Here is a 23,314-nt window from a genome sequence, read left to right on the forward strand (position 1 = left end):
GGCAACCCGGGACGAACGGAGAGTGAACCCCATCCATGCGCTGGCGGGACGCGATGCGAACTGCGCTGTACGGGCCGGACGGCTTCTTCGTCCGCGAGCGGCCCGCCGACCACTTCCGGACCAGCGCGCAGTCACCGCACTTCGCCCGCGCGATCGCCGCGCTCGCCGCCGACGTGGACCGGGCGCTCGGCCATCCCTCGGTGTTCGACCTGGTGGATGTGGGTGCGGGGCGCGGCGAGCTGCTGTATGGGGTGCTGGCCGCGCTGCCCCCGCCGCTGCGCCGCCGGGTCCGGCCCGTGGCGGTGGAGGTCAGCGCCCGCGGGGACGACGGTGTCACCTGGCGCACCGAGCTGCCGCGCGGGCTGACCGGGCTGCTGCTGGCCACCGAGTGGCTCGACAACGTGCCGCTGGACCTCACCCGCGACGGGTCTTACCTGGACACCGAGCTGATGCCGTGCGGGCCCGTCGACGCCGCCGACGCCGCCTGGATCGAGCGGTGGTGGCCCGCCGGGCCGGCCGACATCGTGGAAGTCGGGCGCAGCCGCGACGAGGCCTGGGCCGACGCCGCCGGCGCGCTGGACGCGGGGCTCGCGCTGGCGGTCGACTACGGACACCTGCGCGACCGGCGGCCGGCGCTGCCGACGGCCACCGGCTTCCGGGACGGCCGCGAGGTGCCCCCGGCCTTCGACGGCAGCACCGACATCACGTGCCATGTCGCCATGGACTCCATCGCCGCGGCCGGACCGGACCAGGCGGGCGGGCGGTTGCTGGACCAGCGCACGGCGCTGCACCGGCTGGGCGTCACAGCCGGCCGGCCCCCGCTCGCCCTGGCCTCGACCGATCCGCTCGGCTACGTACGGGCGCTGGCCGAGGCGAGCGAGATCGCGGAGCTGACCGCCGCCGGAGGGCTGGGCGCGCACTGGTGGCTGGCGCAGTGGTCCGGCCTCGACCACCGCGAGGTGCCCCTCCTCCACCCGCACACCTGACGGCCTGCCGCCGCCCAGCCCACAGCGGGTGCAGCGTTAAGAAGGTGCCCTTCCTCTACGAATACCGTTAACAAGGTGCCCTTGCTTTCTTGGGGCTGGCTTACGATGGCGCGCATGGTGGCAGCGGGCGGTAGCCGGGAGTTGACGGTCGGCGCGGGGGCCGGGGCGCAGCAGCTCGGCACCGACATGGTGCTGAACATCGGGCCGCAGCATCCGTCCACGCACGGTGTGCTGCGGCTGAAGCTGGTGCTGGACGGCGAGAAGGTGCTGTCCGCCGAGCCGATCGTCGGGTACATGCACCGGGGCGCGGAGAAGCTGTTCGAGGTCCGCGACTACCGGCAGATCCTGGTGCTGGCCAACCGGCACGACTGGCTGAGCGCGTTCAGCAACGAGCTGGGCGCGGCGATGGCCGTCGAGCGGCTGATGGGGCTGGAGGTGCCGGAGCGGGCGGTCTGGCTGCGTACGGCGATGGCCGAGCTGAACCGGGTGCTCAACCACCTGATGTTCCTCGGCTCGTACCCGCTGGAGATCGGCGCGATCACCCCGGTGTTCTACGCGTTCCGCGAGCGCGAGGTGCTGCAGGCCGTCATGGAGGAGGCCACCGGCGGCCGCATGCACTACATGTTCAACCGGATCGGCGGGCTGAAGGAGGAGGTCCCGGCTGGCTGGACCCGGCGCGCCCGGGAGGCCGTCGACCTGGTCGCCTCCCGGATGCCGATGCTCGACGACCTGATCCGGCGCAACGACATCTTCCTGGCCCGCACCGTCGGCGTCGGGGTGCTCACCGCCGAGCAGGCCGCCGCGTACGGCGCCTCGGGGCCCGTCGGGCGGGCCAGCGGCCTGGACTTCGACCTGCGCCGCGACGAGCCCTACCTGGCGTACGGCGAGCTGGACGTCCCCGTGGTCACCCGCACCGCCGGCGACTGCCACGCGCGTTTCGAGGTGCTGCTCGACCAGGTGTACGCGTCGCTGGACCTGGTCCGGCAGTGCCTGGACCGGGTGGACCGGATCGGCGGGCCGGTCAACGTGCGCCTGCCCAAGGTGGTCAAGGCCCCGGAGGGGCACACCTACGCGTGGACCGAGAACCCGCTCGGCGTCAACGGCTACTACCTGGTGTCGAAGGGCGACAAGACGCCCTGGCGGATGAAGCTGCGCACCGCTTCGTACGCCAACGTGCAGGCGCTGTCCACGCTGCTGCCGGGCACCCTGGTGCCGGATCTGATCGCCATCCTGGGCTCGATGTTCTTCGTCGTCGGCGACATCGACAAGTAGCCGCATACGGGAAAACGCGCCCTCCCGGTACTCCGGAAGGGCGCGTTCCTCGTCGGGGTGTTCAGCGGTACCGGCGGTCGTAATCCCGATCGCGGTCCCGGTCCCGGTCACGGTCCCGCTCGCGCGAGTCCTCGTAGTCGGACCAGCGCTCCTCCCGGTCCGAGCCGGTCAGCGCGCGGGGCTCCCGGCGCTCCTGGTCCCGGTACGGGAAGCCGCCACGGCCCTCGTCGGCCCGGTCGTCGTCGTAGCCGCGGTCCTCGCGCCGCACCGCGGCCCAGCGGTCCTCGATCCGCAGCTCGGTGCCGGAGCTGTCGCTGTGCAGCGCCGCCCGGCGCTCACCCATGCGCACCTCGCGGCCGCGGTCGTCGCTGCGCACCGTCGTCCAGCGGTCGCCGGCGGCACGCACCGGCCGGTCTTCTTCGTCGCGGTCGGACCAGCGGCCCTCGATCGCATCGCCGGCCCGGTCGGACCAGCGGTCGTCGCCGCGGTCGCGCCGGGACGTCCAGCTGTCGCCGCCGGAGACCGGCTCGTTCGCGTCGCGGCGGCGCTCCAGCTGCTCGCGCAGGCGCTGCTCGGTCCACGACTCCTCGTGCCGGTCGCGCTCGCGGGCACGTTCGGCGCGCGGGCGCTGCACCTCGACCCGCGGGCTCTCGGCGCGGTGAGCGTACTCCCCGGCGTCGCGGCCCCGGTCACGGTCGCGGTCGAAACCGCCTGCCCCGCCGCTGACGGGGCTGCCGTAGATCGCCGCGCCGCGCTGGCTGTCCTCCCCGTGCGGGTCGACGATGGTGTGCCGCGTCGTCACCTGCACGGTCTCGGTGTGCCGCACCACGCCGCCGGGCGGCATGCCGGCGCGGCCCGAGTTCGGGCCCGGCTGGTGCGGGGCGGGTGCTGGGCTGCCGCTGCGCGCCGCGGGCGCGGGTGCGGCCTGCGCCGCCCGGGCGGCCTCGGCCCGGATGTGCTCCAGCTGCGCCCGGGTGGCCTCCAGCTCGTGCCGGGTGGCCTCCAGCTGGTCCACCAGGTACTGGAACTTCTCCCCGAAGGCGCGGTGCGTGGCGTGGGCCGCGGTCGAGATGTCGTCGCGGACGTCGGCCCGCACGGTGTCGATCTCATCGAGGATCATGTCTTCGATTTCGAGCCGTACCGTCTCGGTGTCGCGACGGAGAGTGATCGACAGGCCGATCAGGATGACCGACAGGATGACCACGCCCACCGCGGCCCGCAAGGCGGTGCCGCCATCGGCCATGAACAGGAAAATCGCAGCCAGGGGGGCCAGCCCGACGCCGCCCCAGAACAACACCGGGAGCAGGCGCGCGTGCCGCTGTTCATCGCGAGTGTCCGAGTCCGGCATGTTGCTAGAGGCTACCGACAGTTGCTTGCGAGGGGAATGCTCCACGGCCTTGAAATGCGAGAACATTCCACCCGGAGATCGTCGCCGACCCGTCCTGAGCAGCTGCGCCACCCAGCGCGGCTTGCGTACGCCCGCCCGCGGCGCGCGGCGCGCCGGTAATCGCCGAACCTTCGTCACGAACGGTTCAACGAGCGCCCGCCCGTTTCGCCCGGCTCAGCCGGCCCCGCGCCCGAAAGTGGCACGGCACGAACGAGCCGCCGGGACCGCGGAGGCGGACACGGCGGCTCGGCTCGACTTCAGCGCAGGGACGACCAGCGGTCTTCCTCGCCCCACTGGTCGGCGCGGACGGGGGCGGGCTGCGCGGGCAGGTTCGCCCACGTGTCGCCGCTGCCCGTGGACCACGAGGCACCGGGCACGCCCACGTCGGCCCAGTCGTCCGGGCCGTCGTCGTCCAGCGGCAGCGGCCGCCCGAACGTCTCGACCAGCCTGGTCACCACGAGGCCGAGCGCGAGGGCGCCGGCGGCCAGCGCGTACAGCGAGATGCGCCACTGGGCCGCTTCGGCGTACCAGACGACCAGGGCCATGAGGGTGACGCCGAGCAGCGTGCCGAACACGCCGCCGCGGCGGCCGTACGCGCTCACCCCGCCGATCAGGGCCGCGCCCAGGGCCAGCCCGGTCAGCTCGAAGCCTTCGGTCGGGGCGACGACCTGCTCGGTCGAGCCGTTGAGCGCGGCCATCACCACGCCCGCCACCGCGGCCAGCACCGTCGAGCCGACCAGCGCGAGCACGGCGACGACGCCGCCGAGGCCGCCGCGCCGCCGGGCCGGGTCGCTGACCGGCCGGAACCGGCCGACACCGCGCCGGATGGAGCGGATCGCGCCGAGCAGGCCGGCCACGATCGTCAGGGCGGCGAAGGCGCCGTACAGGTAGAGCGCGTGGTCGGTGGGGTCGTACCCGCCGCTCACGGTCAGCGGGGCCGGGTGTTTCTGGATCCAGACGATGGCGACCAGCGCGGCGGCCAGGCTGCCCGCCCAGCCGGGCACGTGGAAGCCCACCACGAGGATGGCGACCGCCAGGCCCAGCGCCGCGGCGAAGGCCACGGCCATGCCGGCGGTGGGCACCACACCCTTGTCGCCGTGCTCGGCGTAGTACAGCGCGGCCGCCGCGGCGACCGGGCCGAGGGCCAGGTTCACCGCGCCGGCGCGCAGCGTCATCGAGGCGCCGAAGCCCAGCAGGCCCAGCACCGACGCGAAGACCAGCAGCTCCTTGAAGTTCGCGCCGGTGATCGTGTCGCGGTGGCCGTTGTGCAGCAGGAAGCCGATCGCGACCACGCCGAGCAGCAGCACGCCCTCCCAGGCGAAGTGCACGCCGAGCCGGTCCCGGCCGACCTCGCCGTGCGCGGGGTCGTCGAAGACGTCGTCGAGGTTGGCCGCGGGCGTCGCCCTCGGCCGGTACTGCACGCCGGCTAGGACGCTGTGTGCGCCGCCGTCGGTTCTGAGATCGGACTCCTCGCGGAAGCCCTCGCCGCGGTACCGTCGCTGCCCTGTCGCGTCGGTCGCTTCGCTGTCGTAGGCCATGACTCGCGCCTCCCGAGTCGGCTGCCGGTCGCGGGGTACGACACGGCATACCCGAGGCAACCTACCGGCTGAAACGTGAATGCAACAGGGTCTACCGGCGATGACATACCGCGGCCGACGGGTACCCGATAGTGGCCGCGGCCGATCCGTTCGGCCGCTACTGAGCGTCCGGCTTGTCGTCCTCGGGGCGCTTCGGCACCCGGCACGCCCGCTCCAGCCACAGCGCCGCCCCGACCAGCGCCAGCGAGCAGGCCAGCGAGGTGAGCGCGGTCGGCAGGTCGCGGCTGACCGCGGCCAGCTGCCGCTGCTGCCCGTCGACGAACAGCCACAGGCTCAGCCCGGCGGCGAACCCGGCGAAGATCGACCCGGCCAGCGAGGACGCCTTGGCCAGCACCGCGTACCGCGCGACGGCCAGCGGCTCGACCCGTTCCCGGCCCGGCTTGCCCTCCAGCCGCGCCCGGGTCTGCTGCGCCAGCGCGAACTCCACGATCGCGAGCGCGAGCAGTGTGAACGCCGGCAGCCAGCCGCTGCGGCCGAGGAACGGCAGGGTCGCCAGGTCGAAATACCAGGTGCTGATGACGAGCCAGGCGACGGCGGCCGAGCCCAGCCCCGCGACGATCAGGGTGGCCGGGTTGGTGGGCTGCAGCCGTGGCTCCGGCGTCTGACTCAACTCGGTCCCCACCCTTCACTCGACTGGATGACCGTCACTCTACTTCGAGCCGCACCTGGGGCAGCGCGGTCATCGCGGCGACCTCCGCGGCCATCGGCTCGGCCAGCACAAGATCGTTCACCCAGCCGTGGCCTGGCAGCTGGGCGTAGGGCTGCACCTCCAGCCAGGGCCGCAGCACGAAGGCGCGCTGGTGGGCGTGTGGGTGCGGCAGGGTCAGCTCGGGGGTGTCGCGCAGGATCGGCTCGCCGTCCTCGGCGAACGCCGCGACCAGGTCGACGTCGAGCGTGCGCGGGCTGTACCGGCGCGCCTGGTGGCGTACCCGGCCTGCCTCGTGCTCGATGCCCTGCGCGGTGAGCAGCCACTGCTCCACCGACTGCGGGCCGCGTACCAGCAGCGCGGCGTTGTAGTAGGCCGGCTGCTCGGTGTCGCCCCACGGCGGCGTCTCGTAGACGCCGCTCACCGCGAGCAGCTCGCCCTCCTCCGCGAGCCGGCGCACCGCGAAGCGCAGATGGTCGGCGCGGTCGCCGAGGTTGCTGCCTATCGAGAAGACCACCGAAGTCACGACCGATATTCTCGCAGCGTGGTGTCCGACCTGATGCACGCGACGCCGCCGGTGGTGATGGGGGTTCTCAACGTGACCCCGGATTCCTTCTCCGACGGCGGTCTCTACGACGACCTCGACACCGCCGTACGGCACGGGGTGGAGCTGCGTGAGCAGGGCGCGCACCTGGTGGACGTCGGCGGCGAGTCGACCCGCCCGGGGGCCGGCCGCGTCGACGCCGACACCGAGATCAAGCGGGTGGTGCCGGTCATCACGGCGCTCGCCGAGGCCGGCGTGCCGACCAGTGTCGACACCACGCGCGCCGCGGTCGCCGCGGCCGCGGTGCAGGCCGGCGCGGCAGCCGTCAACGACGTCTCCGGCGGGCTGGCCGATCCGGACATGCGCCGCGTCGTCGCGGAGGCCGGCTGCCCGTACGTGATCATGCACTGGCGGGGGCACTCCGCCGACATGCAGGCGCTGGCCACCTACCGCGACGTGGTCGCCGAGGTGCGCGACGAGCTGTCCCGCCGGGTCGACGAGGCGCTGCGCGCCGGGGTCGCCGCCGACCGGCTGATCGTCGACCCGGGACTGGGCTTCGCCAAGACCCCCGAGCACAACTGGGCGCTGACCCGGCACCTGGACCGCATCATCGACCTGGGCTTCCCGGTGCTGTTCGGGGCCAGCCGCAAGTCCTACCTGGGCCTGCTGCTCGACAGCCGGCCCGCGGCGGACCGCGACGCGGCCACCACCGCGACCAGCCTGCTGGCCGCCGCGGCCGGGGCCTGGGGGGTACGCGTGCACGACGTGCGCTCGACCGCCGACGCCCTCGCGGTGTGGCGGGCCACCGGCAGCCCCCGGCTGCGCTACGAAGGCTGACCATGGACCTCATCACGCTCACCGGCCTGCGGGTACGCGGCAACCACGGCGTCTTCGACTTCGAGCGCCGCGACGGCCAGGACTTCGTCATCGACGTGCAGCTCGGCCTCGACCTGCGCCCGGCCGCCGCCAGCGACGACGTCGCCGACACCGTGCACTACGGCGAGCTGGCCGCCCGGCTGGCCGAGATCGTGGCCGGGCCGCCGGTCGATCTCATCGAGACCCTGGCGCAGCGCCTCGTCGATGCCTGCCTGGCCGATCCCCGCGTCGCGCAGGCGGTGGTGACCGTCCACAAGCCACAGGCGCCGATCCCGCTGACCTTCAGCGACGTGAGTGTGACGCTGACCGGCACGAGGTGATCGCCGGACATCCGACACCCGCCACCACCTGCATGGCTTGTCGGGCCGGTGGGTGCACCGTACGCTCTGCTATGGATCGAACACCGGTCCTACACAACCGCAAAACCCCGGCGCTTTACTACGAACTGTGATCGACACAAAGCAGGGTGTCATCGGCCGCATCCCACCGCTGAGGACCCCCATCAGTAAGGCTTAAGCAATTGCAGCGCCGGTCGCGCACCGGGGAGGTACCGAATGATCGCCATGGAGCTGGTCCAGGCGGCGTGGAGCCATGCCACGCCGACCCTCGGCATGATCGCCGACGCGATCCAGGCGGCCCCCGAGGAGCCCAAGGGCGGCATCGCGACCAACGACATCCTCACCTTCTTCGCCACGAAGATCTCTCCGATCCTGCTGGCGATCCTCGGCGTCATCTTCATCGGCCGCGCCAGCAAGGGCGAGGTGTCGAAGGTGCTGACCAGCTCCGCGATCGCCATCATCGGCGTCGCCTTCATCGTCGGCGCGGGCGCGCTGCTGCTCGTCGGCGAGAACCTCATCGACATCATGTTCGAGTAGGCGGAAGCATGCGGCTGCGTACGGACGACGACATCTACCGGGCTCGCCTGGTCTATCTCGGGCCGCCCGGATACACGCTCCCCGTGCAGTTGCCGTACGCCCAGTACGGCCTGTTCGTGTTGCTGGTCCCGCTCTACATGGGCATCCACTGGCTGTTCACGCAGGAGTTCGAGCTCTTCCCCACCTGGGAGATCGCGCTCGCCATCGTGACCACGTCGTACATCTTCCGCCACGTCGACCCCGACCGGCCCGCGCGCATGGTCATCCGCACCGCGCTCACCGACTGGCGGCGCACCCGCGAGCCGGTCGTCGAGCGCCGCGACCCGCGCCTGGTCGCCCGCCGCGTCGTCGTGCGGCAGGCGATCACATGACCAGCAACGATACCGAGTACGACCTGGACGACGCGGTATCCGACGTCGTCCCGTCCGTCGAAGGGACCGCCGCGACGGGCCCCGTCGCCGTGTTCCAGCCGCCGCGCCGCCGCGAACCCGCCGAGCCCGAGGACCACGTCGAGGACTCCGGCGGGCGCCCCGAGGCGCGCACCTCCGACCTGCGCAGCGACCTGCAGACCGCGGCCGACCGCCGGGCCGCCGAGATGCGCGCCGCCGCCGAGGCCGCCACCCAGGCGCAGCGCGAACGCGCCGCGTCCTCGCGCCGCGACCCCGAGCCGCCGAGCCAGCCACCGGCACCGTCCGGCCCCGACATCGAGTCGCCGTTCCTGGAGCTGTTCGACTCCGAGGCGGCCGACCCCGGTTCGGTCGGCCTGTCCGGCGCTCCGCTGCGCCAGGTGGCACCCACCCGCGGCGCATCGGCGCCGAGCACCGCCGCCACCGGCCGCAAGGCCGGATATCCCGAGGTCCCGCCGACCGCCCGGACCGCACCGGACCGCGCGGGCGCGCCGCGCCGGACGGAACCCAGGCGGGCGGACTCACCGCCGGTCGCTCCGCCTCCGGTCACGCCCACGCGAACCACGCCGGCCGCCGACGGGCAGCGCACCGACCAGACCGCCTACCCCGTCGCACCGCCTGACGCGTCGCGCACCGCTGGCGACGGCCGCCTGGGTCGCCCGCGCAACGCCCCGGTCAGCGGCGTGCCGCGCAACGCGCCCGTCAGCGGCGTACCCGTCAGCGGGGTGCCCATGCGCCCCCAGCCGGACCTGCGCAACCGCCCGGTCAGTGCGATGCCGGTCAGCTCCGTGCCGGTCAGCACCGTGCCGCTGAGCAGCCGCCCGCTGCCCCCGCGCGGCACACCGCAGGCCGCGCCCCGCTCCGCGCCGCCCGCCACCGGACACCGCCAGCCGCCGCCGAAGAGCCGCGGCAAGCAGGTCAAGCCGCCCGCGCAGCCGAAGCCCACGAAGGACCGCGACGCCGCCCAGGAACTCGCGATCACCGAGATCGCCGGTCATCTCACGTTCACTCCGCACGCGGTGACCGCCTGGTACATGCTGCCCGAGGTGCGCTGGGCGTTCCGCCCCGACGCCGACCGCGAAGCGCTGCTGTCCGCGATCAGCGAGCAGTACGCCGGCCTCGCCGGATTCCGCCTGCACCTGCGCCGCACCACCCGGCCGTTCCCGGCCGACCAGTGGGCCGCGCAGCTCGACCACCTCACCGCCCGGCCGCTGCCGCCCGTGCCGGGCGCGCCCGGCTGGGGCGACCACCTCGTCGCCGCCCAGCGCCACCTGCGCGAGATCAACCACAGCGAGGGCCAGACCTATCTCGGCGTGACCTTCGCCCGCCGCGCGCTCGGCGACTCGTTCAGCGAGAAGCTGCTGCGCGCCTTCGGCAAGGGCACCGCCGACTCCGAACGCCGCAAACTCGGCAAGCAGGTCGAGCAATTCGACGAGGTGCTCGCCGCGTTCGGCATGCGCGGCCAGCGCGCCGCTGCGAGCGAACTCGAATGGCTGCTCTACCGCTCCGTCGCGCTCGGCATGAGCCCGCCGAACATGCTCGGCGCCGTGAACCACGGCCGCTGGGACTCCGGCGACCTGCTCGCCCTCACCGAGCACATCGAGCGCTACCGCACCCCGTACGGCAGCACCGTCAAGCTCGTCAACCGGATGACCGGCGAGGAACGGCACGTCGCCGTCCTCACCGTCGGCCGCATGGAACCCCTCGACATCCCCGAGCGGCACGAGCCCTGGCTGCACTTCCACGAGCGCCTGCCCTGGCCCATGGAACTGTCGTCGCGGGTCGACATCCTCGGCCCCGGCGACAGCTTCCGCAACCTCGAACACCGGCTGCGCATGATCCGCTCGCAGCAGCTGGACTACCTCGAGCACGGCATGGACGCCCCGCCCGAGCTGGAGCGCCTGGCCAGCCGCGCCCTCGTCATGGGCGACGAGATGACCACCGGCCTGCCCGTCGACTCCGCCCGCGCACACGGCTGGCACCGCATCGCCGTCAGCGGCGCCGACCGCGAGGAATGCCTCGAACGGGCCCGCTCCGTCGTCGCCACCTACAGCCGCGAACTGCGCGTCTCCCTGCAGCACCCCAAGCAGCAGGACCAGCTCGCCCGCGAGTTCATCCCCGGCGAACCCGTCGCCAACACCGGCTACCTGCGCCGCATGCCCGTCCGGCTGCTCGCCGCCGCGCTGCCCCAGGCCGCGTCCGTCGTCGGCGACCGCCGCGGCGACCTGCTCGGGCGCACCGCCGGCACCTGCCGCCGCCCCGTCTTCCTCGACCCGCACTTCCCCATGGAGGTGCGCGAACGCTCCGGCCTGTCGGTCATGGTCGCCGAACCCGGCGGTGGCAAGTCCACCCTGCTCGGCGCCATGGGCTACCTCAACGCCCGCCGCGGCGTCCAGGTCACCCTGCTCGACCCGAGCGGCCCGCTCGCCCGGCTCGCGAACATGCCCGAACTCAAGCCGTACTCCCGCGTCCTCAACCTCACCGGCGGCGAGCAGGGCACCCTCGCCCCGTACTCGCTGATCCCGACCCCGCAGCGCACCGAATTCGGACCTGGCCCCGACGGCGACCGCGAATACGAGATCTCCGTCAGCAACGCCCGCGCCGAACGCCGCATGCTCGTGCAGGACATCTGCTCCATGCTCATGCCGCCGCAGGTCGCCCGCGAGGCGTCCACCGCCACGCTGCTGCGCCACGCCGTCCGCACCGTGCCCGCCGAGGAGACCGCAACCCTCGACGACGTCGTACGCTGCCTCGCCGGCATCGACGACACCGGCCGCGAACTCGCCAACCTGCTGCTCGACACCGCCGAGATGCCGCTCGCGCTGCTGTTCTTCGGCAGCCCGCCCGGCGACCTGCTCAGCACCGACTCCGCGCTCACCGTCATCACCATGTCCGGGCTGCGCCTGCCCGACCTGAAGATCGAGCGCGAGTACTGGTCCGCCGAAGAGGCCCTCGCCCTGCCGATGCTGCACACCGCGCACCGGCTCGCGGTCCGGCGCTGCTACTCCGGCGACATGCACCAGCGCAAACTCGTCGGACTCGACGAGGCGCACTTCATGGAAGGCTGGCGGTCCGGGCGTTCGTTCCTGGTCCGGCTCGCGCGCGACAGCCGCAAGTGGAACCTCGCCGCGCTCGTCGCCTCGCAGAACCCGAAGGACATCCTCGGGCTCGACGTGCAAAACCTCGTCTCGACCGTGTTCGTCGGGCGTATCGCGCAGGACCCGGAGATCGCATCCGAGGCGCTGCGGCTGCTGCGCGTGCGACCGACGTCGGGTACGAAGCGGTGCTCGCGTCGCTGTCCGCGCCGGATGCGAACAGCTCGGGGCGGCTGGGGTATCGCGAGTTCGTGCTGCGCGACGTCGACAGCCGGGTGCAGCGGGTGCGGGTCGACGTGTCGTACGTCGCCGGGTTGCTGGAGACGCTCGACACCACCCCGACCGGGCAGGCGGCCGGCCAGGGGGGCAAGCGGTGAAGCGGCTCGCCGCAGCGACCCTCGCCACGATGGTCCTGGCGCTGGGGACGCTCTTCGGCGCGCCGGTCCAGGCCGCCGCACCGGCCCCGTCGGCTGTAGCGGCTCCCGGGGACAAGCTGTGCTCGTTGGAGGAATGGACCGCTCGCGGGCTGGACGAGTGCATCAAGCGGCTGCAGGAGGTCAGTGCCTCGCGGGTGCAGTGCCTGAGCGCACCGAACCCTGCCGCCCCGGACTCCGGCCTGGGCGGCTGGTTCGTCACCAAGCCCACCTGGACGACGGGTGCCGACGGCAGCAGCTACCTGCTGTACAGCGAGTACGGCTATGCCGGGTACGACTACACCACTTATGACATCAATTGCGTCCAGACCGTCATGCACCCGGACTACAAGCTGGAGAACACCATCGCCAACGGCGAGTTCATGCTCGCGGCGGGCATCGTCGGGGTCTCCAACGCGTTACGGGAGCGGGCTTGGGCCCCGGACGAGATGTGGGGCTGGGCAGACCCACTTGTGGAGAAGGCCACCACAGCGCTCTACAAGCAGGTGTTCAGCGTCTTCGGCGTAATCACGTTGGCGGTGATCGGCGTCTACCTGCTGTGGCGTTCACGCCAGGCCCAGATGTCCATGGCGCTGACCACGGTCGGCTGGGCCATCCTGGTCATGGTCGGCGTGACTGCCATTGCGAGCTGGCCTGTCCAGTCCGCCAAGGCTGCCGACAGCACGCTGGTCAGCGTCCTCAGCGTCGTCCATGATGCGGTGGGCCCGCGAGCCCAGGCACCTACAGTCTGCGACGATCCGACGCCTGGGGCATGCGAGGACAAGCGCCCGCCGGCTGTCCGTGCCGGGGACACCGCTGTGCAGGCACTTCTGTACCGGAACTGGCTTCGCGGGGTACTCGGATCCGCAGACAGCGAGACGGCCAAGAAATACGGACCAGCTCTGTACCGCGCGAAGTCGTTGAGCTGGGACGACGTTGCGGCGATCCAGGACGACTCCAGTCGCCGCGACGGCATCATCCGTTCCAAGCAGAGCGACTGGATGAAAGTTGCCGAGCAGATCAAGACCGAGGATCCAGAGGCTTACGAGTACCTCCGTGGTACCAAGGGGATGGAGCGGATTGGCGCGGGATTCGTCGCGATTCTCTCTGCGTTCTGCTACGCCGCCTTCGACATCGTCGCTTCGTTGCTTGTACTGCTCGGATTCCTCATCATCCGTTGGGCGGTCATCGCGGCACCCGCTCTTGGCACGGTCGGCCTGCTTCGTCCTGCAAGCGCAGGCCTACGCCGACTCGTGAACTCTGTGCTGGCTGCACTGTTCAACGTTCTCATCTTTGGTACAGGCGCTGCGGTCTACCTTTTCGCAGTCGACCTCATCATGAGTACCTCCTCCTTGGCCGGATGGCTGCAAGTCACACTGGTACTGCTCTGCGGAGTGGTGGGCTGGATTCTTCTCCGCCCATACCGCCGGATCACGCAGTTGGGTGGCGGTAGCAGCGGCACGTCGCTGCTCACCGCCAGGCCCTCCGCGCCCGCAGCGTCCTCCTCGAACGAACGGACGCCGGCCACCTTGGTCGCGCCTGGCAGTACTACAAGCACGACCGTCCCCGAGGCACGCCCGGAACTCGCGGTCAGCGCAGAGGACCCTGCATCGGTCGTTCGAGCCGAAGCACGGGGCGGAACCGACCCAGTCCGCGTGGAGACATGGCGCTCGCCTGACGTGCCTGAGTCTTCCCCGGCATATGCCGTGTACCGACCCGCCACAGTGCCTCACCAGGCAGCCACTCGCGCGGAGGCACGGACAGAACCGGCCGCCGAGCCGGCACAGCGGACTGAGCGTCGGTCCGAGACGTGGGCGGAACGGAGCTAACCATGCTGTCCCGGATTCCCCTACGGCCCCGCACCGTGGTGGCGCTCGGACTGGCTGGCGTGGTCGCGGTGATCGTTGCCCTTGGCAAACTACTAGGTGGCCCGACTCCACCGGTGACCTCGTCTGTTCAGCCACCGATTGCAGCACCAAGCGCCGTAGACCCTCACGAGGGGGACGACGGTCTGGTGCACCTCGACCCGACACCCAGTCCGATGAAGGCGAGTAATGGTCCGCAGGCCATCTCTGTGGCAACTAAGTTCGCCCAGCAATGGATCAGACATGACCGCAGTGCGGACGCCTGGCTCGATTCTTTGCGGCCACACAGCACCGCGGCCCTTGTCACGGAGCTTGACGGGGTGGACCCAGCCGGGGTGCCGGCAGACCGGATAACCGGTGCCGCGCGTATGGAAGCGCTCGCAGACACCTTCGTAGAGGTCGTCATTCCTGTTGACGCAGGCCTGCTGAGGCTGCGTCTTGTGGCTTTCCAAGGTCGATGGCTGGTGGACGGCGTCGACTGGGAACGGGCATGAGCAGCCTCTCGTTGCCCGGTACGCCCCTACGCGAGAAGGGGCGCCGCTTCCTGCGGCCTGGGATCATCGTGGCTGTGACGGGAGCCCTCGCGCTGTTGTGCTGCGGTGGTGCTGTTACTGCTGTCATCTTTGGGGATCTAGCCACCAACAACTCGTCACTTACCAACGCTTTGACCTGCGGCAGCACAAAAACCGTCAGCGTTACCGGGCAGTTCCCCCGGATCGGCCCATACAGCGAGGACAAGATTCGTAACGCTGCCATCATCATCAAGACCGGACAGCAACTCAAAGTGCCTCCGCGAGGATGGGTAATCGCAGTTGCGACGGCGATGCAGGAAAGCAGCCTTACTAACCATGGCCACCTTGGCGATCGCAACGACCACGACTCGTTGGGGTTGTTTCAGCAGCGGCCAAGCCAAGGCTGGGGCACTCCTGCGCAAATCATGGATCCCGTTTACTCGTCGACTAAGTTCTACAACAAACTACTAAAGATCAAGAGCTGGGAAACTCTTCCACTAACCGTCGCCGCGCAGCGCGTACAGATCAGCGCCTACCCGAACGCATATGCCAAGCATGAGCCAATCGCGACGCGAATAGTCAATGAGCTCGCGGATGGCGCAGCGCGAGCTGTGGTGGTGGGCAGTCAGCTGAAGTGCGCCGAGTTCGGCCAGATCGCTGCCTCCGGATGGACAGCTCCCGTGGGCGCGGGCGTCTGGTCGGGATTTCGCACCCGCGAAAGACCCAGCCACAACGGCGTCGACCTCGGCGCCTCCCGTAACACGCCCATCCGGGCTGCTTCAGCAGGCGTCGTAATCGTGAGCAAGTGCGACGTTGGCAATTGCGACCGGGACGGCTCGCCTTCCACCCCCGGCTGTGGCTGGTTCGTCGACATTCTTCACGCCGGCCAGGTGATCACCCGCTACTGCCACATGGTGAGCAGGCCCCTCGTTCACGTCGGCGAACGGGTCGGGGCCGGCCAGGTTATCGGCTACGTCGGAACCAGCGGCCACTCCAGCGGACCGCACCTGCACTTCCAGGTCCACCTCGATGGCGACCGATCAAACCGTGGTGCAATCGACCCTGTGCCGTTCATGGCCGGCAAGGGTGCCGCCCTCGGAAAGGGGAACGACTCGGCATGACCGAGGCAGACTTCGCGGCGTGGGCTGCCGAGTGGCGGACGCCACCAGCCCCGATCGTGCCTGTACCAGCACTGACCGTTATCAGCAGCGGTGGCGTGCTACGCGGCGCACGAGTAATGATCGGCCTGCCTGGCCACGGATGGCGCACCGGACTGCGCGGTGACACGATGATTCGCCAAGGTGCTCGAAGTCTAATCCCCGTGCTCGCCGAGGCGGAGTGGTACCGGGCCGAGCGCGAGCGGGTTGAGGTCTTCGCTGCCCTTGTACCGGTTGAGCGAGTATGGGTCGAGACCATCAGCACATCTGCCGAGCGGACGGCCAGCGCCGATAACCTGACACTGGTCTCGCTGGATTCACCGCCCACCCGAGTGGCGATCCCAGCAGAGGTTCTCGCCGCTCAGGCTCCTGGCCAGCTCACCGGCCGGCGGCTCGTCCAGACCGGCAATGATGGCGAGCAGCGCGGCCTGCGCGCGGTCACCGAAGCTCACTCGGGGCCTGAGGGCAACGCGCAGGTTCGCGTTGCGCTGGAACACGAGTGGTATCGGTGGGCTGCCACCGGGCAGGCACCCGCGACCAGATCTGTGCCGCTTGCCGAACTCTGGATCGAGTAGCTCAGGGCGACGCGGTCACGGACGGCACTGGGTCTGGCATACGGCGAGCGACACATACCCGCCAACCATCCGAATCCACAAGGCTGAATCGCCAGATCTCGCTTCGTTTACTGATAACTGCGCCATCCTTACGACCCGAGATCGTCAACGTCGTCGTCACCGCCGACTCACTCCCACTGGTCTCGCCCGTCATGGCACCCCAGGTAACAAGTACGACGACACCAAAATCTCGCTCGCGCTGATCAAACTCCTCGCGTAACGCCCCTATCGGTGCCAGCCCTGCGGGCTCGTCGCAGACATGAAGATCGACACTCACCTTGTCTTGGTCGACCAGTGCCGCTCGCAGATACTCGTCAACGACAACCTTGGGATTACTGCGATCGATCTTTGTGGCTTCGTCGTATGCCACGACGGCGGCTATCGCACCTCCAGTTCCGGCGACTGCCACGACAATCGCCAGAACGAGGAACATCCTTCGCCACTTCGCCGATCGCACCATGTCCCCATTCCCACGTCGCCGTGTCTCTGGTTGATCGCTTCAGGAACCCGAAACCACGCGCAACTGCACCGCACTCCTATGGCAACCTGCCATTTCTCACCGATGCACCCTCCCCACCTCGGATATGTCCACCACTAGCGCAAGCGCTGCTATGTCCTGTCGGCACGTCCTGTGGGAAGCGTAGTCGAGCGGACACACCGCGCACAGGGTCCACGATTCCGCTGTGGATGACCCACCGAGGTCAGACTGACCCCGTGTTGAGGTTGCCGAACAGCCACAGCCCGCAGCAGCAGAAAATGACCAGCAGCAGGGCCACGGCGGCTCCGGCGATGGCGAGCATCATCGGCTTCTTGACCAGGCCGAGGAGAGGCGACGGCCGCTTCGGCGGCGGGGTCTCGTACACGCGATGACGATAGCCTGCGGCTCCCGCCGGCACGAGGTCGCGACAGGCGGACGGTTCACCGCCGAGGGGCCGGTCCGGGGATCACCCCGTACGCTGGTCGGGTGACCGATTTCGCCGAACTGGATGCCCTGCCCACCGAGGAGCTGCGCGAGCGCGCCTTCACCAAGGCACGCGAGAAGCTGGACATCGGCTTCTTCTGGGACCTGTTCAAACACCTGCCGACCTCGCCGGAGACGGAGGAGCGGGAGCTTGCCGACATCGGCTCCGCGGTCGACGACTCGGTGTCGCTGTGGCGGGAGTTCACGGGGCACGACTACGGCGACCAGGAGCCTCTGATCAGGGCACGCTTCATCGACTACCTGTCGAAGGACGAATAGCCCGGCATCGACGGATGAACTGTCGGGTTTACACGGGAGTTGCTTCCGCGTAGTTGCGACAGGTATCGGGCGCTCTGCGCTACCCTCCCCCGGGGAGGACGCAGCGGAGGTGTCGGCGTGCCCGGATTGAACGCGCGGATCGACCAGGCGGCGAGCCTGCACCGGCATGCTTCGGCGGTGGCCCAGGCGGCGGCGTCCGCGTTGGACACTTATCTTCCGCCGCCACGTACCGATCTGGCCGAGCAGCAGGCGCTGGCTCAGCGGCTGCGTGACGCGGCCGGGCGGCTGACGCCGGGCTGGCTGGGGGCCGTGCTCGACGAGGTGCCGGCGGGCTTGCCGCTGGGTGAGCAGCGGCGGCCGGAGTTCGTCCGGATCGGCACTGCGGCGCCGGGCGAGGACGCCCAGTTCCCGGCGGTGTTGCCGCTGCTGGGCACGGGTCATCTGACGTTCAGCGCCGATTCGCGGGATCCGCGGGTGGCGGGGGTGCTGCGGGCGGTCCTGCTGCGGCTGCTGGCGACCGCGCCGTCGGGCACGCTGGTGGTGCGGGCGGTGGACGCGGTGGGCGGGGCGCTGTTCGCGCCGTTCGGGGCGCTGGCCGATGCGGGGCTGATGCCGCCGCCGGTCACCGACCGGGCGGGGTTGCAGGCGGTGCTGGCGGAGGCCGAGCATTGGGTACGCCCGAGCCGGCCGGAGGCGCAGCGGCGTCCGACGGCCCGGCCGCGTCGCCGGGACTGCACGATGTTGCTGCTGATCGCCGCCCTGCCGTCGGATGTGCAGGGTGCGGAGTTGAACCGGATCACGGCGCTGGCGCAGGCGGGACCGGCGACGGGGCTGCACCTGATCGTCGCGGGCTGGCCTCCGCCGCCGCTGACGCCGGACACGTCGCTGCCGTCGGCGCAGGCCCCGCTGCCGATGAGCACGCAGGTCGCGCTTCGCAACCCGTACGCTCTGCTGGGGGGTATGCCTTTCAGTCAGCCGGCTCGCGCGGACGGGCCGAGCCCGACGGCGACGTGGCCGGGGCTGTCGGTGCCGGTGCGGCTCGATCCTGATCCGCCGGCGGAGCTGGTGGCCCGGGTGTGCCGGGAGCTGGCCGAACGTTATGCCCTGTCGGGCCAGGTGCACCTGATGGACCTGCTGCCGGACCCGGACCATTGGTGGGCGGAGTCGTCGGCGGCGGGGATGTCCACGACCGCGGGGCTGGCCGGCGAGACGCCGATCTCGCTGGTGTTCGCCGATCTGACGCCGCACTGGCTGGTCGGCGGCCGGACCGGGGGCGGCAAGTCGGCGTTCCTGGTGAACGTGCTGTACGGCCTGTGCACCCGCTACGACCCGGACGAGCTGGCGCTGTACCTGCTGGATTTCAAGCCGGGTGAAGCGTTCGGCCGGTTCGCGCCGAGCACGGGGTCCGAGCCTGATCCGGCATGGCTGCCGCATGCCCGGGTGGTCGGTCTGGACTGTGATCGCGAGCAGGGGCTGGCGGTGTTGCGGGAGCTGGACGAGGAGCTGCGCCGCCGCGAGGAGCTGTGGCAGGAGCTGGGCGTGCAGCGGTTCGTGCAGGCTCGCGAGCAGCGGTCGCTGCCCCGCCTGGTATGCGTGATCGACGAGTTCCCGGTGCTGTTGACGGGTTCGGATCCGGTCGCGGCGGAGGCGCTGGGGCTGCTGGAGGCGATCGGGCGGCGCGGGCGCGCGTACGGCGTGCATCTGATCCTGTGCTCGCAGACGGTGCGCGGTATCGAGGCCCTGCACGCGCGGCGGGATTCGCTGTTCGGGCAGGTGCCGGTGCGGATCGCGCTGCCGGGCGGCGGGGATGTGCTGGAGGCGACGAACGACGCGGCGGCGACCTTGCCGTTGGGCTGCGCGGTCGTCAATACGGCGGGCGGCCTGGGCGGCCCGCGGGGCGCGACGCGCGGGCACGAGAAGACGGTCCGCTTCCCCGACCCGGATGCCGACGCGCAGGTGTTGGCCGCCCTGCGCCAGCGCCTCTGGCAGGCACGTGACCCTTCTTCGGACCCGCCCGTAGTGCTCACCGCCCTGACCCAGGAACCGGCGTGACCGAGCGGATGCACGAGCGAGCGAGTCGGGTGGCTCGGGGCCATGCAGACGACGAGCGTAGCGAGGAGGATGCATGAGCGAGCGAGAGCGAGCGAATCAGGTGGCTCGGGGCCATGCAGACGACGAGCGTAGCGAGGAGGATGCATGAGCGAGCGGAGTGCGGCCTGGGCGGAGTACCTCGGGGCGGCGCAGCGGTTGGACACGGTGCGGCGGGAGGCGGCGGACTCGGCCGCGGGCGAGGCGTCGGCGCTGGCGGCGGCTCGGGACGAGCTGCCGACCGTGCAGGCCCGACTCGGTATGCAGGCGACCCGGCTGCTCGACACGGCGGGTCGGGCGGGGGTTCCCGCGCCGGTGCTGCAGCCGGGTCCGGCGGAGCTGCTCGCGGCGACGGAGGCGGTCGGTGGCGGCCCGGCGGTGGCGCTGGCCGCGCTGCGCCAGGCGGGCGCGAACGTGGAGGTCGCCGACGGGGCGCTGGCCCGGTTCGACGACGAGGGCAGCGGCTCGCAGACGCTGCGCAACCTGCTGGTGTACGGGCCGATGGGCCTGCTGGCGCTCCTCGTGCAGCTGGCGGTGGCGGGCCTGGCCGGTGACGGCGCGCAGGTGTTCTTCGCCGCGGTGAGCGGGCTGCTCCTCGGGCCGCTGGCGTTCGGGGCGGGGTGGCTGCTCGTGGGCACGATCTACCGGGATCGGCCGCGGACCGCCGCCGTCGGCGCGTTCGCCTGCATCGCACCGGTGCTGCTGGCCGTCGCGCTGCTGGCCGTCCTGTGACCGGAACCGCTTCGGTGTACGAAGACGCCCGCCCGGCCGTGGTCTCGGCGGGGCGGGCGTCGTTGTTCAGGCGCGTCAGCGGGAGTTGATCAGGGACATCGCTTCGGCGCGGGTCTTCGGGTCCGACTTGAGGATGCCCCGTACGGCGCTGGTGACGGTGCGGGCACCGGCCTTGCGGATGCCGCGCATCTCCATGCACATGTGCTCGCACTCCAGCACCACGATGACGCCCCGGGCCTGGAGCTTCTCCTGGAGCAGGTCGGCGACCTGGGAGGTGAGCCGTTCCTGCACCTGCGGTCGGCGCGCGAACACCTCGACCAGCCGGGCCAGCTTCGACAGGCCGGTGATGCGGCCGTCGTCGCCTGGCAGGTAGCCGACGTGCGCCACGCCCCGGAAGGGCAGCAGGTGGTGCTCGCACAGGCTGAAGATGGAGATGTCGCGGACCAGCACGAACTCGTCGTGGTCGGCCTCGAACGTCGTGGTCAGCACGTCCGCGGGGTTCACCCGCAGGCCGGCGAACAGCTCGGCGTAGGCGCGGGCCACCCGGGACGGGGTCTTCTGCAGACCGTCGCGGTCGGGGTCCTCGCCCAGCGCGACGAGGATCTCCCGGACCGCCTTCTCTATACGCGCCAGGTCGACGGTCTCCTCCACCGGAACACCGGTGAGGGAGCCGTCGACCAGGCGGGCGGCGAGGTGGTCCAGCTCCTGCTCGCCGTTCAGTTCGTGGCCTCCGCGGTCGAGGAGACGGTGATCTCGTCGCTGTCGGTGGCTTGGCCGTTGCTCGCCGACTGCTTCTCCACCTCGGCCGGGGTGAGCACCGGCGGCTGGGTGGACGGCGTGCGCTTGCCGAACCCGTTGAACGGGGCCATCGGCGGCCGCTTGACGACCCGGGCGCAGATGCGCGCCATGTCGGCGGTCGAGATGGTCTCCTTCTCGATCAGCTCCAGCACGATCGCGTCGAGCACGTCGCGGTACTCGACGAGGATCTCGTACGCCTCGTCGTGAGCCAGCTCGATGAGCGAGCGCACCTCGGAGTCGATCTCGGCGGCGATGGAGTCGGAGTAGTCCCGCTCGTGGCCGTAGGAGCGGCCCAGGAACGGCTCGTCACCGGCGGTGCCGTACTTGACCGCGCCGAGCTTCGAGCTCATGCCGTACTGGGTGACCATGGCCCGGGCCAGTGCCGACGCCTTCTCGATGTCGTTGCCGGCGCCCGTGGTGGGCTCGTGGAAGACGAGCTCCTCGGCCGCCCGGCCGCCCAGCGCGTACGCCAGGGTGTCGATCATCTCGGCACGGGTCTGGGTGTACTTGTCCTCGGTCGGCAGCACCAGCGTGTGACCCAGCGAGCGGCTGCGCGACAGGATCGTCACCTTGTGCACCGGCGCGCTGTGCGGCAGCGCCCAGGCCACCAGGGCGTGGCCGCCCTCGTGGTACGCGGTGATCTTCTTCTCGTGGTCCGACATCACCCGGGTGCGCCGCTGCGGGCCGGCGACCACGCGGTCGATCGACTCCTCCAGCGACTCGTTCGTGATGGCGCGCTTGTCCTGACGCGCGGTCAGCAGGGCGGCCTCGTTGATCACGTTGGCCAGGTCCGCGCCGGTGAAGCCCGGCGTACGCCGCGCCACCGCGTCCAGGTCCACGTCCGGCGTGAACGGCTTGCCCTTGCCGTGGACCCGCAGGATCGCCTTGCGGCCGACCATGTCGGGGGTGTCCACCGCGATCTGGCGGTCGAAGCGGCCCGGGCGCAGCAGCGCCGGGTCGAGGATGTCGGGACGGTTCGTCGCGGCGATCATGATGACGCCGCCCTTCGCGTCGAAGCCGTCCATCTCGACCAGCAGCTGGTTCAGGGTCTGCTCACGCTCGTCGTGACCGCCGCCCATGCCGGCGCCGCGGTGGCGGCCGACGGCGTCGATCTCGTCGACGAACACGATCGCCGGGGCGTTCGCCTTCGCCTGCTCGAACAGGTCACGGACCCGGGAGGCGCCGACACCCACGAACATCTCGACGAAGTCGGAACCCGAGATCGAGTAGAACGGCACCCCGGCCTCGCCGGCGACGGCGCGGGCCAGCAGCGTCTTACCCGTTCCGGGCGGGCCGAACAGCAGCACACCCTTCGGGATCTTGGCGCCGAGCGCCTGGTACTTCGCCGGGTTCTGCAGGAAGTCCTTGATCTCGTGCAGCTCCTCGACGGCCTCGTCGGAGCCGGCCACGTCCGCGAAGGTGGTCTTCGGGGTGTCCTTGCTGACGAGCTTCGCCTTCGACTTGCCGAAGTTCAGCACCCGCGAGCCGCCGCCCTGCATCTGCGACATGAACAGCAGCAGCAGGATCACCAGCACGGCGATCGGCAGCAGGCTCACCAGCAGCGACAGGAACACCGACTCCTCGGTGACCTCGGTGTCGAACGGCCCGGAGATCTTGCCCGCGGCCTTGGCCGCGTTCACCTGGTTGAAGATCTCCAGCCCGGCGTCGGCCGGGTACTGAGCCTCGATCTTGTCAGTCTCGACATCGTCGAACTTGGCCTTGTTGGCCAGGTCGATCCGGAGCGTCTGCTCCTTGTCCCGGATCTGCACTTCCTTGATCGCGTTCGGGCCAGCCTGGTTGAGCTGGGCGAGCGCCACCGAGGTGTCCACGGGCTGGTAGCTCGGGCCGCTGGTGAAGAGCTGGCTGAGCAGGATCGCGCCGATGGCCACGATGAAGATCCAGAAGATCGGCCGGCGGAAGAAACGCGTACGCTCCATGCTGTTACCGGACGCTTTTGTTCGCGCCCGTGTCCTCCTGATCGATAGAGGCGGTCAGCTCACCGGGCGCGGCCCGGTTAGTCGACGGTACACCGTAGAAACCTTCGGTTGGCTGATGCGTGGTCCCCATCGCACAACGTTCAGCGTTTTCTCAGCTCAGCTCCCCCGCATACGGGACAAATGACACCTGTGTTCGCTCACGGCTGAGTGAGGGGGTGGGGGGTGGGCGGGGGTGCTCCGCGGGGTGGGGGGTGGGCGGGGGTGCTCCGCGG

At 70.7% G+C, this 23,314-nt stretch carries 21 protein-coding genes and 1 pseudogene; 14 read left to right on the top strand and 8 right to left on the bottom strand.

Annotated features, from left to right (window positions below; genetic code table 11):
* The first annotated feature begins 53 nt into the window (after window positions 1-53).
* The gene (locus tag Cco03nite_RS27835; RefSeq protein ID WP_239167715.1) at window positions 54-986 is read left to right on the top strand and encodes an SAM-dependent methyltransferase; all 933 of its coding nucleotides are present in this window, start codon (window positions 54-56) and stop codon (window positions 984-986) included.
* 114 nt (window positions 987-1,100) lie between these two features.
* The gene (locus Cco03nite_RS27840) at window positions 1,101-2,258 is read left to right on the top strand and encodes an NADH-quinone oxidoreductase subunit D (RefSeq protein WP_203695271.1); all 1,158 of its coding nucleotides are present in this window, start codon (window positions 1,101-1,103) and stop codon (window positions 2,256-2,258) included.
* Between the two features lie 61 nt (window positions 2,259-2,319).
* On the opposite strand, the gene Cco03nite_RS27845 is transcribed toward Cco03nite_RS27840, so the two are convergent.
* The 4 genes from Cco03nite_RS27845 to folK all read right to left on the bottom strand — a co-directional run bounded on the left by Cco03nite_RS27845 (window position 2,320) and on the right by folK (window position 6,415).
* Window positions 2,320-3,606 carry a cation:proton antiporter gene (locus Cco03nite_RS27845; RefSeq protein WP_203695273.1) on the bottom strand — a complete coding sequence of 429 codons (1,287 nt, stop codon included), beginning with the start codon at window positions 3,604-3,606 and terminating at the stop codon, window positions 2,320-2,322.
* Window positions 3,607-3,902: 296 nt separating this feature from the next.
* Window positions 3,903-5,183: an ABC transporter permease gene (locus Cco03nite_RS27850; RefSeq protein ID WP_239167716.1), complete on the bottom strand. Its 1,281-nt coding sequence runs from the start codon at window positions 5,181-5,183 to the stop codon at window positions 3,903-3,905.
* Between the two features lie 157 nt (window positions 5,184-5,340).
* The gene (locus tag Cco03nite_RS27855) at window positions 5,341-5,853 is read right to left on the bottom strand and encodes a DUF3180 domain-containing protein (protein ID WP_239167717.1); all 513 of its coding nucleotides are present in this window, start codon (window positions 5,851-5,853) and stop codon (window positions 5,341-5,343) included.
* 34 nt (window positions 5,854-5,887) lie between these two features.
* Window positions 5,888-6,415, bottom strand: coding sequence for a 2-amino-4-hydroxy-6-hydroxymethyldihydropteridine diphosphokinase (gene folK, locus Cco03nite_RS27860; RefSeq protein ID WP_203695276.1), 528 nt, complete (start codon window positions 6,413-6,415; stop codon window positions 5,888-5,890).
* Between the two features lie 21 nt (window positions 6,416-6,436).
* On the opposite strand from folK, the gene folP reads away from it, so the two are divergent.
* From folP to Cco03nite_RS27905, 9 genes and pseudogenes are all read left to right on the top strand, one after another.
* On the top strand, window positions 6,437-7,270 hold the full coding sequence (gene folP, locus Cco03nite_RS27865) for a dihydropteroate synthase (protein ID WP_203695303.1): 834 nt from the start codon (window positions 6,437-6,439) through the stop codon (window positions 7,268-7,270).
* Window positions 7,271-7,272: 2 nt separating this feature from the next.
* Window positions 7,273-7,629 (top strand): dihydroneopterin aldolase, encoded by a 357-nt coding sequence (gene folB, locus Cco03nite_RS27870; protein ID WP_203695278.1) that lies wholly within the window; start codon window positions 7,273-7,275, stop codon window positions 7,627-7,629.
* Window positions 7,630-7,863: 234 nt separating this feature from the next.
* Window positions 7,864-8,184: a molybdopterin-binding domain-containing protein gene (locus Cco03nite_RS27875; RefSeq protein ID WP_155369450.1), complete on the top strand. Its 321-nt coding sequence runs from the start codon at window positions 7,864-7,866 to the stop codon at window positions 8,182-8,184.
* 8 nt (window positions 8,185-8,192) lie between these two features.
* Entirely contained in the window at window positions 8,193-8,555 is a 363-nt protein-coding gene (locus Cco03nite_RS27880; protein WP_203695280.1) for a hypothetical protein, read from the top strand.
* Between the two features lie 332 nt (window positions 8,556-8,887).
* A pseudogene (locus tag Cco03nite_RS27885) lies at window positions 8,888-12,063 on the top strand (ATP-binding protein).
* Window positions 12,064-12,092: 29 nt separating this feature from the next.
* On the top strand, window positions 12,093-13,928 hold the full coding sequence (locus tag Cco03nite_RS27890; RefSeq protein WP_239167720.1) for a DMT family transporter: 1,836 nt from the start codon (window positions 12,093-12,095) through the stop codon (window positions 13,926-13,928).
* Window positions 13,929-13,930: 2 nt separating this feature from the next.
* A complete protein-coding gene (locus Cco03nite_RS27895) occupies window positions 13,931-14,458 on the top strand; it encodes a hypothetical protein (RefSeq protein ID WP_203695282.1) in 528 nt (175 codons plus the stop codon).
* Window positions 14,455-15,597, top strand: a complete 1,143-nt coding sequence (locus Cco03nite_RS27900) for a M23 family metallopeptidase (RefSeq protein ID WP_203695284.1) — start codon at window positions 14,455-14,457, stop codon at window positions 15,595-15,597. The genes Cco03nite_RS27895 and Cco03nite_RS27900 overlap by 4 nt, the downstream gene beginning before the upstream one ends.
* Complete coding sequence (locus Cco03nite_RS27905) at window positions 15,594-16,208, top strand: hypothetical protein (RefSeq protein ID WP_203695286.1); 615 nt, start codon at window positions 15,594-15,596, stop codon at window positions 16,206-16,208. Before Cco03nite_RS27900 ends, Cco03nite_RS27905 begins: the two co-directional genes overlap by 4 nt.
* A gap of 1 nt (window position 16,209) precedes the next feature.
* On the opposite strand, the gene Cco03nite_RS27910 is transcribed toward Cco03nite_RS27905, so the two are convergent.
* On the bottom strand, window positions 16,210-16,680 hold the full coding sequence (locus tag Cco03nite_RS27910) for a hypothetical protein (RefSeq protein WP_203695288.1): 471 nt from the start codon (window positions 16,678-16,680) through the stop codon (window positions 16,210-16,212).
* Window positions 16,681-16,948: 268 nt separating this feature from the next.
* Complete coding sequence (locus Cco03nite_RS27915; protein ID WP_155369439.1) at window positions 16,949-17,110, bottom strand: hypothetical protein; 162 nt, start codon at window positions 17,108-17,110, stop codon at window positions 16,949-16,951.
* 101 nt (window positions 17,111-17,211) lie between these two features.
* Between Cco03nite_RS27915 and Cco03nite_RS27920 the strand changes: the two genes are divergently transcribed.
* The 3 genes from Cco03nite_RS27920 (at window position 17,212) to Cco03nite_RS27930 (ending at window position 20,307) form a co-directional block, all read left to right on the top strand.
* Window positions 17,212-17,487 carry a hypothetical protein gene (locus tag Cco03nite_RS27920; protein WP_203695289.1) on the top strand — a complete coding sequence of 92 codons (276 nt, stop codon included), beginning with the start codon at window positions 17,212-17,214 and terminating at the stop codon, window positions 17,485-17,487.
* A 117-nt stretch (window positions 17,488-17,604) separates the two neighbouring features.
* On the top strand, window positions 17,605-19,539 hold the full coding sequence (locus Cco03nite_RS27925) for an FtsK/SpoIIIE domain-containing protein (RefSeq protein WP_239167718.1): 1,935 nt from the start codon (window positions 17,605-17,607) through the stop codon (window positions 19,537-19,539).
* A gap of 144 nt (window positions 19,540-19,683) precedes the next feature.
* Complete coding sequence (locus Cco03nite_RS27930; protein WP_203695291.1) at window positions 19,684-20,307, top strand: hypothetical protein; 624 nt, start codon at window positions 19,684-19,686, stop codon at window positions 20,305-20,307.
* Window positions 20,308-20,382: 75 nt separating this feature from the next.
* Here the strand turns inward: Cco03nite_RS27930 and folE are convergent, their stop codons facing one another.
* Together folE and ftsH are read right to left on the bottom strand one after the other, a co-directional pair.
* A complete protein-coding gene (gene folE / locus Cco03nite_RS27935; RefSeq protein WP_373314347.1) occupies window positions 20,383-21,027 on the bottom strand; it encodes a GTP cyclohydrolase I FolE in 645 nt (214 codons plus the stop codon).
* The gene (ftsH, locus tag Cco03nite_RS27940) at window positions 21,024-23,042 is read right to left on the bottom strand and encodes an ATP-dependent zinc metalloprotease FtsH (RefSeq protein ID WP_203695293.1); all 2,019 of its coding nucleotides are present in this window, start codon (window positions 23,040-23,042) and stop codon (window positions 21,024-21,026) included. The genes folE and ftsH overlap by 4 nt, the downstream gene beginning before the upstream one ends.
* Window positions 23,043-23,314: the final 272 nt, after the last annotated feature.

This window comes from Catellatospora coxensis, from assembly GCF_016862635.1.
Taxonomy (GTDB): Bacteria; Actinomycetota; Actinomycetes; order Mycobacteriales; family Micromonosporaceae; genus Catellatospora; species Catellatospora coxensis.

Bases quoted from the DNA above. Each gene is read 5' to 3' on its own strand.
- Cco03nite_RS27890 (WP_239167720.1), top strand. From the start codon at position 12,093: ATGGTCCTGGCGCTGGGGACGCTCTTCGGCGCGCCGGTCCAGGCCGCC.
- Cco03nite_RS27835 (WP_239167715.1), top strand. From the start codon at position 54: ATGCGAACTGCGCTGTACGGGCCGGACGGCTTCTTCGTCCGCGAGCGG.
- Cco03nite_RS27930 (WP_203695291.1), top strand. From the start codon at position 19,684: ATGAGCGAGCGGAGTGCGGCCTGGGCGGAGTACCTCGGGGCGGCGCAG.
- Cco03nite_RS27895 (WP_203695282.1), top strand. From the start codon at position 13,931: ATGCTGTCCCGGATTCCCCTACGGCCCCGCACCGTGGTGGCGCTCGGA.
- Cco03nite_RS27910 (WP_203695288.1), bottom strand. From the start codon at position 16,680: ATGTTCCTCGTTCTGGCGATTGTCGTGGCAGTCGCCGGAACTGGAGGT.
- Cco03nite_RS27900 (WP_203695284.1), top strand. From the start codon at position 14,455: ATGAGCAGCCTCTCGTTGCCCGGTACGCCCCTACGCGAGAAGGGGCGC.
- Cco03nite_RS27875 (WP_155369450.1), top strand. From the start codon at position 7,864: ATGATCGCCATGGAGCTGGTCCAGGCGGCGTGGAGCCATGCCACGCCG.
- Cco03nite_RS27880 (WP_203695280.1), top strand. From the start codon at position 8,193: ATGCGGCTGCGTACGGACGACGACATCTACCGGGCTCGCCTGGTCTAT.
- Cco03nite_RS27905 (WP_203695286.1), top strand. From the start codon at position 15,594: ATGACCGAGGCAGACTTCGCGGCGTGGGCTGCCGAGTGGCGGACGCCA.
- ftsH (WP_203695293.1), bottom strand. From the start codon at position 23,042: ATGGAGCGTACGCGTTTCTTCCGCCGGCCGATCTTCTGGATCTTCATC.
- folB (WP_203695278.1), top strand. From the start codon at position 7,273: ATGGACCTCATCACGCTCACCGGCCTGCGGGTACGCGGCAACCACGGC.
- Cco03nite_RS27840 (WP_203695271.1), top strand. From the start codon at position 1,101: ATGGTGGCAGCGGGCGGTAGCCGGGAGTTGACGGTCGGCGCGGGGGCC.
- Cco03nite_RS27845 (WP_203695273.1), bottom strand. From the start codon at position 3,606: ATGCCGGACTCGGACACTCGCGATGAACAGCGGCACGCGCGCCTGCTC.
- Cco03nite_RS27850 (WP_239167716.1), bottom strand. From the start codon at position 5,183: ATGGCCTACGACAGCGAAGCGACCGACGCGACAGGGCAGCGACGGTAC.